This is a genomic window from Myxococcus sp. CA039A (genome assembly GCF_013336645.1).
Classification (GTDB): domain Bacteria; phylum Myxococcota; class Myxococcia; order Myxococcales; family Myxococcaceae; genus Myxococcus; species Myxococcus llanfairpwllgwyngyllgogerychwyrndrobwllllantysiliogogogochensis.
This window is the reverse complement of record NZ_JABUMQ010000002.1, coordinates 1-11719: the sequence shown is the minus strand read 5'-3', so window position 1 is coordinate 11719 and position 11719 is coordinate 1. Positions and strand designations below refer to the sequence as shown.

The window sequence follows — 11719 nt, the reverse complement described above, 5'->3', positions numbered from 1 at the left end:
ATCGCAGCGCGTCGAGAACCCGCCGCTCCGGGTCGGGTCGCCGTGACTCAGGTGCGCATGGCCACGAGCGGGTCCACGCGGGTGGCGCGGCGCGCGGGAAACCAGCAGGCCAGCAGGGCGACGAGGGCGAACAGGGTGGCCACGGCGCCGAAGGTGAGGGGGTCCGTGGCGGTGATTCCGTGGAGCTGGCTTTCGAGCAACCGGGTCAGCGCCAGGGAGCCCACGAGCCCCAGGGCGATGCCCACTCCCGCGAGCCTCGCGCCCTGGCCGAGCACGAGTCGGAGGACGTCTCCGGGCCGTGCCCCGAGCGCCATGCGGATGCCCAGCTCCCGCGTCCGCTGCGAGACGAGCAGCGAGATGACGCCATAGAGGCCGTAGGTGGATAGCACGAGGGCGAGCGCCGCGAAGCCGCCGAGCAGGCACAGCACGAGCCGCCGGAAGCCGAGCGACTGGGAGATGACCTGGTCCATGGTGAGGGCGCGGAAGACGGGCAGGCTCGAGTCGACCCGGCGCACGGCCTCGCGGACCGAGGGCAGCAAGGTCTCCGGTGGCACCGAGGTTCGAGCGACGAGCACCAGGCTGTCGTCGCCCCAGGGCCGGCCGTAGGGGACGTGGAGCTCGGCCAGCGGCGTCTTGTCCAGGCCGGCCTGTCGCACGTCGCCCACGACGCCGATGATGGTGTGGGCCCCGGTGCCGAGTCGGAGCTGGCGGCCCAGGGCGTTGCCGTCCGGGAAGTGCCGGCGCGCGAGCGTCTCGTTGATGATGACCGTGGCGGGCTGACCGGGGGCCGCGTCGGCGGTGGTGAAGTCGCGGCCTTGCTTGAGCGGGATTCCCACCGTGGCGAAGAAGCCGGGGCTCGTGGAGCGGCGCTCGGCCCTTGGTTCCGAGCCGGCCTCCGGGGGCGGTTCGCCCTCGATGACATAGCGGGCGTTGTTCCATGCACGCTGGATGGGCAGCAGCGACGTCATTCCCACGGCGCTCACCCCGGGCAGCGCTCGCACCTCGTCGAGGATGGGCTCCAGCAGGGTGCTCGGCACGTTTCCGTCCAGGCCCTGCTCGGTGAAGAAACGGCTGTCGGGGATGGCGATGTGCAGCGTGAGCAGTTGCTCCGGAGCGAGCCCGGGGGACGTGCCGAGGAGCTGGAAGAAGCCCCGGCCCAGGAGGCCCGCGCCCACGAGGAGCACCAGACAGACCGCCAGCTCCACGACGACCAGCGTGGACCGGAGGCGTCGGCCGCCCTGGATGGGGGCCCCGCGAAGGTCGAGCCGGGAGAGCTGGAGCGCGGGAAGCAGTCCGAAGGCCAGGCCGCTCCCGATGGAGATGGCGGCGAGGAACAGGAAGGTCGTCCCATCGAGGGAGACCGCGGCCCGGTGTGGCATCGACTCGGGGACCACGGCGAGCAGCGCGTCCAGGCCCCAGTGCGCGAGCAGTCCGCCCAGGGCGCCGCCCGTGAGCGCGAGCAGGAGGCTTTCGACGAGGAGTTGCTGGATGACGCGGGCGCGGGTCGCGCCGAGCGCCACGCGGACGGCGAGTTCCTGCCGGCGGGCACCGGCGCGCGCGAGCAGGATGTTCGCGACATTGGCACAGGCGATGAGGAGGACCAGGGCCACGGCGCCCAGCAGCAGCTTCAGTGGGCCGCTCCAGAGCCGTGTCTGGGCCTCGGCGAGCGAGTCGACCCGGGCGGTGCGTTCCTTGAGGGCATCCGGGCCCGCGGCCGCGATTCCGGCGGTGACGGCCTTGAGCTGCTCGTTGGCCGAGTCCAGGGTGATTCCGGGCGCCAGCCGGGCGCGCACGGAGAGCACCGTGGAATAGCGACCGCCACGGGCATCGGGCGGAGCCACCAGCGGCAGCCAGACGTCCATGTCCGGGGCGAACGACTCGGGAATGACGCCGACGACGGTATGCGGGACATTGTCCAGGAGCACCGTGCGGCCAAGGACGGCGGGATTCGCGCCAAAACGGCGTCGCCAGAGCGCCTCGTTGAGCACCGCGACGGGCTCATGGCCGGGCTGGTCGTCGCCGGGCGCGAAAGTCCGGCCGAGCAACGGGGGGACGCCGTGCACGGTGAAGTAGTCGGCGGTGCCTCGGGTTGTTTCCAGGCGCTCGGAATCGTCGTCCGCGCGGAGAATCGAGCCGCCCACGGTGAATGCCGCCATGTGCTCGAAGGCCCGGGCTTGATCGCGCCAGTCAAAGAACGTGAGCCAGGAGACCGGGCCGCCGGAGCCTTGGGCGCGCAGTTCGACGAGCGACACGAGCCGCTCGGGTTCGGCGTACGGGAGAGGCCGGAGCAGCACGCCGTGGACCACGCTGAAGATGACGGCGTTGGCGCCGATGCCCAGGGCGAGGCAGAGGATGGCGGCGGCCGCGAAGTCGGGCGCACGTCGGAACGTGCGGAACGCGAAGCGCGCATCCGCGAGCAGGTCGTCGAGGAATCTCATAGGGGCCGGTCCGGGAACGCCGTGGTGGAGGTTTGGAAGGCCCGCATCTTGGCCGACCGCCGCGCGCCGATGGCCCGGGAACAGCGGGGAAGAACCCTGGAAAAACGACCCCTGGTTTCCCCTTCGCTTAGTTTACATAACGCATGTTATCGGACGTTCCGATAGAGGGAGGACAGGGGTGAACCGTGGGCCTGGCTGCCTGGATGCCCGCATCGAGTCCTCGCTTCTCGTGGCCACCGTGGCCGCGTACCGTGCCCGGCATGCGTTTCCTCCAACGAACCGCGGTCACCACCGCGTTTTGCTGCGGCCTGCTGGCGCTGACGGGATGCCCGGACAAGACCTCGGGTCCGTCGCCGGATTCTGGCGTCGCCGAAGTTCCCGAGGCGCCCAAGGCCCCGCCGCCGACCACGTTCGCGCTTCGCTCCCAGGTTCCCGATGCGGGCCTCGCGGAGATCTCCCTGGACCCTGGCGAGAAGCCGGTCATCGAGCAGACCTCGACGCTGGAGCTGACCGCGTCACGAGGCCTCCGGAACTACCGGGTCAGGCTCTTCGACGCCGCTGAGCGAGCCATGGTCTCCGACGACGTCGCCGAGGAATCCGACACCGGGCTCGTCTACCGCATCGTCCTGCCCCAGCCCCTGAAGACCGGCTTCGAGTACACCCTGGTCGTCGATGCCCAGACCGGCACCGCGTTCACGGACACCTTGGGCCGCGACGTCGAGGAACTCCGCACCACGTTCCTGATCGCCGGCGAAAAGGAAAAGCCGGCACCGCCTCCAGCGCCGGCCAAGAAGAAAAAGCGCCGCTAGTCCTGGGCCTCATGGCGGCCCCGAATGTTCCCGGTGCCGCCTCGAATGCTCCTGGCCACGCCCTGGGCCGGCATGAACATTCCAGCCTGGCCGCGAACATTCGGGCCCCGGTTTGCCCGGGTCGCCCCTGAACATTCGGGATCGCTACCGCGAATATTCGGGCTCCATCCAGAGAGCCCGGCCGCCCATCAACATTCGGGCTCGCTACGGGCCCTCGGCGGCCACCGGAGGCAGTCCCAGCGCGCCCTGAAGCTCCCGGAGCTTCGCCTGGATGACCCGAATGTTCTGGGGCCCCATCCGCAGCAAGTGCTTCTGCGCCCGGCTCAGGCCCTCCAGCTCCGGCGAGGCATAGACATAGAGCGCTCCTTGCGGCTGGACCTCCAGCGCGGCGCCCTCCGGAACCGGAACCGCGAGCAGATGCTGGAAGGCTCGGCTCAGCGTCGAATCGAACGTCTGTCCCGGCGGAGCAATCTCGCCATGCGCCTGGTCGATGAGCGGCTTCAAGTCGCGGTACATGCTCTTGGCGACCTGCGCGTCGAAGGTGCCGAACACTCGCGCCACCAGGTCGTAGCGAGCATGGCTTCGCGGGTCGATGGTCACCGACTTGTCCTTGCCCTCGACGACCTGGAATCCATCCGCCGGGCCCAGGAAACCCAGCACCATCCGGGGGCTCACGCCCTCCGCGATGTTGTTCACGGCCGCCGTCACCCGGCGCACCAGATCCTTCTCTTGGAGCCAGCGCTGGAGCTCCGCTTCCTCCGACATCCGGCTCGCCATCTCCCGGACCCGGCCGTCACTCTCCGGAAGCGAAGCCGTCGGTGCTACCGGCGCGGCCACACCTGCGTCCTCGATGATCGGAGCCACCGCGACCACGGGCGGCGGCTCCTTCTCGAAGAGGCCCAGCGCGACGGCGGCCCCAACGCCCACCGCCACCAGCGCGCCGCCCACCAGCGCGGCCTTCTTTCCAGCCGAGCCGCGCTGGGGAACCTCGGAGCTTTCTGTCGGGTCAATCGGGTCGCTCATGGGTTGCGGTCCTCCGTCTCGGGTTCGGTTCACCCTACAAACGACTCCTGGACGCATTCCACGGGCGCGGTGCAACCCATGAGGCCGGTTGTTCACCGGAAGAGAGTCCCAGGGGGGCGAATCGCCGAGGCACCCTGCCCGCCCTGCTCAGGAACTCAGGGAAACTGCTCTTCGGCCCGGACGCGCTCGAGCGTCTGAAGGTCCCGCTCCGTGGGGCCCAGCTCCAGGATGATCCGGCTCACGTCGTACAGCACTTCGCCGCGCTCGAACACGGGCAGCCGGGGCACGTCCTGATTCAAGTCATCGGCGCCGCGGTTGTAGGCCACGTCCATCAGCGTCCGGAGCTGGAAGGAGTCGTAGAGGTTGTATTCCACCAGGAACCGCAACGCCTCCACGTCACCGCGCCGCGTATACGCACGCCACAGCAGCACGGCGTCGTAGCCGTTGACGCCCTTCATGTGCGGCGGACGCTCGGCGCCAATCTTTCCTTCGATCTCCTTCAGCCCGCCGCCCAGTCCGAGCCGACGCGTGACGAAGCGCAGATCGATATGCGCGTCCGGTACCGGAAACCGCCCCGCGCCAAAGTAGTTGCGCAGCACCGGCACATCGAACGTGGACCCGTTGAAGGTCACCCACAGCCGCCGCGCCGCCATGGCCTCCGGCAGCGCGTCCATGTTCCGGCCCTGGATGAACACGTGCAGGCCCGTGGCATCGAACAGACTCACCACCGTGGGTGCCTGGGCCTCGCGGCCATCCGTCTCGATGTCGAAGTAGACGGCGTCCTGGTGGAACTCGGGGTACAGCCGCCAGTGCTCACGGGGCGGAATCAGCTCCGCCAGCCGGCGCAAATCCCTCCGCTCCAGCGCCTCACGACCCAGCGCGAGTCGCTCCCGCGCGATGTCGTCCGTCTTCCGGGTGATGGCCACACCCTCGCCGGCCGCCGGATAGTCGTCCCACGTCTTGAAGCCGCGCGCCCAGAGGTCCTTCTCGCGCCAGGGGCCCACGCCGGGGATGTGCTGGAACGTCCGCTGGAGCATCAATCGAGCGCGCCCAACCTTCCCGCCACCAGCTCCTCCAGGAGCGGAATGTCCGCTTCGCAGAAAGGCAGGGACTGCATCTCCCCGGGCGTCCGGAACTCGAGCGCATGCGCGCCCAACGGCTTCGGCTCACCGGAGAGCATCCGCGCCGCGTAGAGCACCAGCTCCACCGTCAGGTCCGGGTACTCGTGGCGGCCTTCCCACAGCCGCCGGCCCACGGAGAGCTCCACATCCAGCTCCTCGCGACACTCCCGGGCGAGCGCGGCTTCGTCCGTCTCGCCAGCCTCCACCTTGCCACCGGGAAACTCCCACAGGAGCGCGCGGCTTCCACCCGGAAGCCGCTGCTGCACCAGGAAGCGCTGGGCGTCGAGGCGACCTGGAATCAGCGCCGCCACCACGCGGACCGTCCGGGTCGCCACCGTGGTCACCCCTTCAGCCCGTTGAAGTCCAGCGAGTAGAGCCATCCGTTGTTGGAGAGCACGAACAGCTTCGAGCCCGCCACGAACGGCGTCGCGGAGACGCCGTCACCGGGGTTCCACGACACGCGAGCCTGGCCCGTCTTCGGGTCCAGGAACAGCAGCGACCGCTGGATGGGAACAATCAGCATTCCCTTGGAGAACACGGGCGTCTGGCCCGACCTTTCGCCCAGGGGGTGCGACCAGAGGAGCCGTCCGTCTTCCGCCAGGTAGGCGTCCACGCGGCCGTCGCCCACGGTGAAGAGCATCTGCCCCTTCGCCAGCAGCCCCGTCATGCCGGACACCGAGCTGGTCCAGACCAGCTCTCCGGACTCCGCCTCGAGCGCGAAGAGGCCATTCTTGTACGACGCCACGTAGAGCTGCCCGTGGTCATCCAGCGCGGGCGTGGTGTCCACGTCCAGGAACTCGGAGCCGCTTCCCGACAGCGACTTCTCCCAGTTGGCGCCGCCGTCCTTCATGTTCAGCGACACGATGTAGCCGTCGGAGAAGCCCACGTAGACATTGCCGCCGCGAACCAGCGGCGTCGACGCGCCTCGCACCGTGAAGCCCGACGGCGGGTCCCTGCGGTACTGCCAGGCCCAGACCCCGTCCTCGACCTTCACCGCGAACAGGGTGTCGCTCTCCGAGGCCACCAACACCAGGCCCTCGGCAATCACCGGCACCGTGGCCAGCGACTCACCCGCCGCGTACTGCCACTTCTGATCTCCAGTGGCCGCGTCCAGCGCGTACAGGGTGCCGTCACCCCCGGGAACGAAGGCCACGCCGTCGCTCACCTGGGCCCCCGCCGCGAAGCGGGTCGTCGTCCGCTTGGACCACTTGATCTGACCGTCCGGACCCACGCCGCGGATGACGCCATCCCGCGTGAGCGCGATGACCGTCTTGCTCTTCGCGTCGTACGCTGGCGAGGCGACCTCGCGCGGCGCGTACTCCAGCAGGGTGGGCGCCACCAGTGGCGCCCACCAGTCCACCGAGAAGTAGTCCACCGGAGGCGCCAGCTCCGTGCGGGGCAGCTCCGGATTGCCGTAGCGCGGCAGGGTACTGCAACCGCCCAGGAGACCGACCGCCACGGCACTCCCCAGCCAACGCCTCCAGCTCACGAGCTGCTTCTTCATAACGTGCGCGCTACCCCGCGTCAGTGACGGCGGCCGGCGCGGGCGCCGGGGCCGGGATCTTCACGCCCTGCGAGGCCAGCACCGCCAGCCGCTCGCTGGACAGTCGCGCCGCCGTGGTGTTCGCGTGGTCCGTGGACACCTTGGACAGCACGGCCGCGGCCTCGTCCTTCTTGTCCTGCGCGATGAGCATCCGACCCTTGTGGTAGTCGCCCATGCCGGCCAGGAACTCACCGCCGCCCGCCGCGCCCATCTGCTCGAAGGACTTGATGGCCTCGTCGTACTTCTTCTCCGCCTCGAAGGCGTAGCCCTGTCCCTCCAGCGCGCCCGCGCGGAGCGGGTCGTTCTGGGCGGCGCCCTTCAGGAAGTCGCTGAACGCGGTCTGCGCGTCCGCGAAGCGGCCCAGGCGGAACTGCGCCTCGCCGAGCGACAGCGCCGCAGTCGTCGCCGACCGCGTCCCACCGTGCTCCTTGCGGAAGTCCGACAGCGCCGTCACCAGCGCCTCGTCGCGCTCCTTCACGTTCTTGAAAGGCGTCTCGGTGTCGCCGGGCTGCGCGGGCTGCACGCCCTCCACGGGACGATCCAGCACGGCGAGCGCCTGGCCCAACGCCTGGCCGGCCTGCGCCTCGCCGCGCTTGGACACCTCGCTGGCGATGGCCACACCCACGCCGCCCAGGATGATGACGGCCACGGCGATGCCGATGAGCTTCTGCCGCTGGATGAGCCAGTCACGCGCGTCAGCGCCGACCTTTTGGAAGGTGTCCGGCTGACGAAGCTCCTGCTGGCGAATCTTCTCGGTCTTGGTTCCAGCCACGTCGGTCAACCTCTCTCTGCGCTTCGGTGCTCTACCCTGTCGGAGAGCGGAAGAGCGGCGCACTGTACGGAGCGCGCGCCGCGAGTGTCAACGCACGGACGCTTCAGTGCTTCCCCTGATGGCTCGGCCTCTTTCGAGCCGCCCGCTTCGCCTGTCCGGGCCGCTCCCGGAACACCAGCCGGATGGGCACGCGCAGGTCGAAGGTCTTCCGGAGCTGATTGGTGATGTACCGCTTGTACATGTCCGGCACGCCCTCCGGATGGTTGCACGTGAGGGCGAACGTCGGCGGCGCCGACGTCACCTGGGTGATGTAGTACAGGCGCAGCGGCTTGCTCCGGACGATGGGCGCCGGGTGGTTGTCCACCATGTACTCCAGGAGCCGGTTGAGCTGGGGCGTGGGGGCCCGGAACCGGAACTGCTCGGCCAGCTCCACCGCCGCGTCCATGACCTTCTCCACCTTGGAGCCCGTCAGCGCGGACGTGAAGATGATGGGCGCGTAGCCCACGAACTTCAGCGAGTGCCGGAGCGACTCCCGGAACGCCTCCTGGCGGCGCTGATCCGCGTCGATCAGGTCCCACTTGTTCACCACGATGACCAGCGCCCGGCCGCGCTCCTCGGCCAGGCCCGCCAGCTTCGCGTCCTGGTCCACCGCGGGCTCCGTGGCGTCCATCAGCAGCACCGCCACGTCGCTGCGCTCCATCACCTTGAGCGCCGCGATGACCGAGTACTTCTCGATCTGGTGGGCAATCGTCTTCTTGCGCCGGATGCCCGCGGTGTCCGTGAGGAGCAGCTTGCGGTCCTTGTACGTCAGCGGCGAGTCGATGGGGTCCCGCGTCGTCCCCGGAATCTCGCTGGCCACCACCCGCTTCTCCTTCAGGATGGCGTTGACCAGGGTGCTCTTGCCCACGTTGGGCCGGCCGATGATGGCCACGCGGATGATGCCGTCGTCCGGCGGGGCCTCGGCGTCCTCGCCCTCTTCCTTGGGCGGCAGCTTCTCGACGACTTCGTCGAACAGCCCGGGCACGCCCAGGCCGTGCTCCGCGGACATGGCATGCACCTCGCCCAGGCCCATCTTGTAGAAGTCCGCGGTCAGCGACTGCATCTGCCCGCTGGTGGTGTCCAGCTTGTTCACCGCGACAATCACCGGCTTGCCGCTCTTGCGCAGGTACTTCGCCACCGCTTCGTCAGCGCCCGTCACGCCCTCCCGGCCGTCGGTGACGAAGATGATGACGTCACACTCCTCCACGGCCAGCTGGGCCTGCTCGCGCACCTGCTTGAGCAGCGAGTCCTTCTCGCCGGGGACGAAGCCGCCGGTGTCGATGAAGGTGAACGCCCGTCCACCCCACTGCGCGTCCGCGTAGTGGCGATCCCGCGTCACGCCCGGCTGGTCCTCCACCAACGCGATGCGGCGACCGATGAGGCGGTTGAACAGCGTGCTCTTGCCCACGTTGGGGCGTCCGACAATGGCTACCAGGGGCTTCATCTCAGTCGTATCCCAGCTTCTTGAGGCCTTCGGGGCGCTCGCTCCAGCGCGGCTCCACCCGGACACGCAGGTCCAGGTACACATGCGCGCCCAGCAGGCGTTGCACGGACTTGCGCGCGTCCGTGCCAATCGTCTTCAGCATCTGCCCCTGTTTTCCAATGATGATGGCCTTCTGGCTGTCGCGCTCCACGAAGATGGAGGCGGCGATGCGGATGAGTCCGCCCAGCTGGCCCGGAGGAGTTCCCGGCCGGGGCTCGCGCTCGGACTCGTCGAAGATGTCCACCATCACCGCGGTGGAGTACGGAATTTCCTGGCGGCAGTGCCGCAGCACCTGCTCGCGGATGTACTCGCTCACCAGCGTCCGCTCCTGCTGGTCGGTGAGCATGTCCTCGTCGAAGAGGTTCTCGCCTTCCGGCAGGTGGCTCAGCACCGTGGTGAACAGGCGCTCCACGCCGTCCTTCTCGCGCGCGGAGATGGGGACCACCTCCGCGAAGGGGAACTCCTGGCGGTACAGGTCGATGAGCGGAAGGATGGCTCCCTTGGGGATGGAGTCGATCTTGTTGATGACCAGGAAGGTGGGCTTGCCCAGCTTCTGGAGCCGCTCGAGGATGATGCGGTTGCCCGGGCTGACCTCGGGCTTCTCGCCGGCGGGCGGTTCAATCAGGAAGAGGACCAGGTCCACCTCCTCCGCGGCCTGGATCGCCGTCTCCACCATGTAGCGGTTGAGCTCCCCCTTGGCCTGGTGGATGCCGGGGGTGTCGAGGAATGCGACCTGCCCTTCAGGGCGAGTCACGACTCCGAGGATGCGGTTGCGCGTCGTCTGCGGCTTGCCGGAGACGATGGCGATCTTCTCACCGGTGAGCGCGTTGAGCAGGGTGCTCTTGCCCACATTGGGGCGTCCGATGAGCGCGGCGAAGCCGCTGCGGTGGTTCTTGGGAGAGGCCATTGCTTCGAAGGTGGTCTGGGAGTCCCTGTGTGGCTGGGAGCCCCTGAGGGGGAACTTCCAACAGCGCCCTATAACAGACCACCACCCCCGGCATCTGCCCGGGGCGGTGGTCAGGCGGGCGGCCTACGGCTGGGTCGTCGAGATGGTCAGCTTGTTGACCGTCACGGGCGTGCGGGGACGGTCATCACCATCCCGGGCCACCTTGCTGATCTTCTCCACGATGTCGTAGCCCTTCACGACCTCGCCGAAGATGGTGTGCTTGTTGTTGAGGTACGTCGGCTTCGACGTCGTCAGGAAGAACTGGCTGCCGTTGGTGTGCGGCCGGCCGATGTTCGCCATCGCCAGCAGGCCCACCTTGTCGAACGTGCGGCCGGACTGGAACTCGTCCTTCACGTTGAAGCCGGGGTTGCCGCGGCCGGAGCCGAGCGGACAGCCGCCCTGAATCATGAAGTTGTCGATGACGCGGTGGAACACGGTGCCGTCATAGAACGGGCGCTTCGTCTTCTCCTGCGTCTTGGGGTCCGTGAACTCCAGTTCCCCCGTCGCCAGGCCCACGAAGCTCGCCACCGAATCCGGGGCGTCCTTCGGGAACAGCTTCACGACAATCTGCCCCTGCGTGGTGTCGAAGGTGGCGTAAAGGTCATTGCCCGCGCGGGCCTCGTCCGTCATTCCCATGCTGCCCTCCCGTCTTGCTTGATGGACCCGCCGAAGCAGCGGGTCCGTTTCACGTCCACTGCCCTAAAGTCCCGCCAACCTACCGGGAGGACTCGGGCCGAGCGCCCTGGGGCTTCGGCGTCACCGGGGGCTTCACCGGGGCATCCGCCGCCGGTCCCTTCCGGATGACGACGCCCGCGGGCGCCTTGTCGCTCAACTCCACCCGGGTGAGCACCACCGGCGTCTGCGGCCGGTCGCGGTTGTCCCGAGGCACCGCGCCAATCTTCTCCACGACGTCGTAGCCCTTCACCACCTCACCGAAGAGGGTGTGCTTGTTCGTCAGGTGGTCAGGCGCGCTGGTGGTGATGAAGAACTGGCTGCCGTTGGTGCCCGGTCCCCGGTTGGCCATGGCCAGCTGACCCGGCTTGTCGAAGACGTGGCCGTTGTTGAACTCGTCCTCGAAGCGATAGCCCGGGTCACCCGAGCCCGTCCCCGTCGGGTCCCCTGCCTGAATCATGAAGCCCGGGATGACTCGGTGGAACACCGTCCCGTTGTACAGCGGCTTCTTCGACATCTCTCCGGACTTGGGGTCCCTCCACTCCTTCTCACCCGTGGCCAGCCCCACGAAGTTCGCCACCGTCTTCGGGGCGTCCTTGGAGAAGAGGCGGACGGTGATGTCGCCCTCGCTCGTCTTCAGCGTGGCGTAGAGGTCCTTGCCGGCCGTCACCTTCTTCGTCCACTTGCCGGGAGCCGCGGCGACAGCGGTACCCGCCACCAGGCAGGCCACCAGCGCGAACGTCAAACGGAGGGGTGAGGAGGGGCGCATGGGCGCGGCACCTTATTCCCCACCCCCTTCCCCACCAAGGGGTTTCACGCCGAGGTGTCGTCCGGTGGCACTTCCGGGGTGGGCGCCTCCACCGGGGGCGGCCC

At 68.7% G+C, this 11719-nt stretch carries 11 protein-coding genes; 1 reads left to right on the top strand and 10 read right to left on the bottom strand.

Annotated features, from left to right (window positions below; all coding sequences use genetic code 11):
* Positions 1-47: 47 nt before the first annotated feature.
* A complete protein-coding gene (locus HR086_RS00455; protein ID WP_174464521.1) occupies positions 48-2438 on the bottom strand; it encodes an ABC transporter permease in 2391 nt (796 codons plus the stop codon).
* Positions 2439-2698: 260 nt separating this feature from the next.
* Here HR086_RS00455 and HR086_RS00450 point away from each other — a divergent pair, with 260 nt between their 5' ends.
* Positions 2699-3247, top strand: a complete 549-nt coding sequence (locus HR086_RS00450; protein ID WP_141648045.1) for a hypothetical protein — start codon at positions 2699-2701, stop codon at positions 3245-3247.
* Between the two features lie 204 nt (positions 3248-3451).
* On the opposite strand, the gene HR086_RS49340 is transcribed toward HR086_RS00450, so the two are convergent.
* The 9 genes from HR086_RS49340 to HR086_RS00405 form a co-directional block, all read right to left on the bottom strand.
* Complete coding sequence (locus HR086_RS49340) at positions 3452-4270, bottom strand: DUF3014 domain-containing protein (protein ID WP_174455508.1); 819 nt, start codon at positions 4268-4270, stop codon at positions 3452-3454.
* A gap of 155 nt (positions 4271-4425) precedes the next feature.
* Positions 4426-5307 carry a ribonuclease H-like domain-containing protein gene (locus HR086_RS00440; protein WP_141648043.1) on the bottom strand — a complete coding sequence of 294 codons (882 nt, stop codon included), beginning with the start codon at positions 5305-5307 and terminating at the stop codon, positions 4426-4428.
* Complete coding sequence (locus HR086_RS00435) at positions 5307-5771, bottom strand: (deoxy)nucleoside triphosphate pyrophosphohydrolase (RefSeq protein ID WP_174455507.1); 465 nt, start codon at positions 5769-5771, stop codon at positions 5307-5309. The genes HR086_RS00440 and HR086_RS00435 overlap by 1 nt, the downstream gene beginning before the upstream one ends.
* Entirely contained in the window at positions 5732-6895 is a 1164-nt protein-coding gene (locus HR086_RS00430; RefSeq protein WP_174455506.1) for a PQQ-binding-like beta-propeller repeat protein, read from the bottom strand. The genes HR086_RS00435 and HR086_RS00430 overlap by 40 nt, the downstream gene beginning before the upstream one ends.
* A gap of 10 nt (positions 6896-6905) precedes the next feature.
* Positions 6906-7706 carry a tetratricopeptide repeat protein gene (locus tag HR086_RS00425; RefSeq protein ID WP_174455505.1) on the bottom strand — a complete coding sequence of 267 codons (801 nt, stop codon included), beginning with the start codon at positions 7704-7706 and terminating at the stop codon, positions 6906-6908.
* Between the two features lie 103 nt (positions 7707-7809).
* Positions 7810-9189, bottom strand: coding sequence for a ribosome biogenesis GTPase Der (der, locus tag HR086_RS00420; protein WP_174455504.1), 1380 nt, complete (start codon positions 9187-9189; stop codon positions 7810-7812).
* A gap of 1 nt (position 9190) precedes the next feature.
* Positions 9191-10135, bottom strand: coding sequence for a GTPase Era (gene era, locus HR086_RS00415; protein ID WP_174455503.1), 945 nt, complete (start codon positions 10133-10135; stop codon positions 9191-9193).
* Positions 10136-10258: 123 nt separating this feature from the next.
* Positions 10259-10810 carry a peptidylprolyl isomerase gene (locus HR086_RS00410; RefSeq protein ID WP_174455502.1) on the bottom strand — a complete coding sequence of 184 codons (552 nt, stop codon included), beginning with the start codon at positions 10808-10810 and terminating at the stop codon, positions 10259-10261.
* 79 nt (positions 10811-10889) lie between these two features.
* A complete protein-coding gene (locus HR086_RS00405) occupies positions 10890-11615 on the bottom strand; it encodes a peptidylprolyl isomerase (RefSeq protein WP_174464520.1) in 726 nt (241 codons plus the stop codon).
* Between the last annotated feature and the right edge of the window lie 104 nt (positions 11616-11719).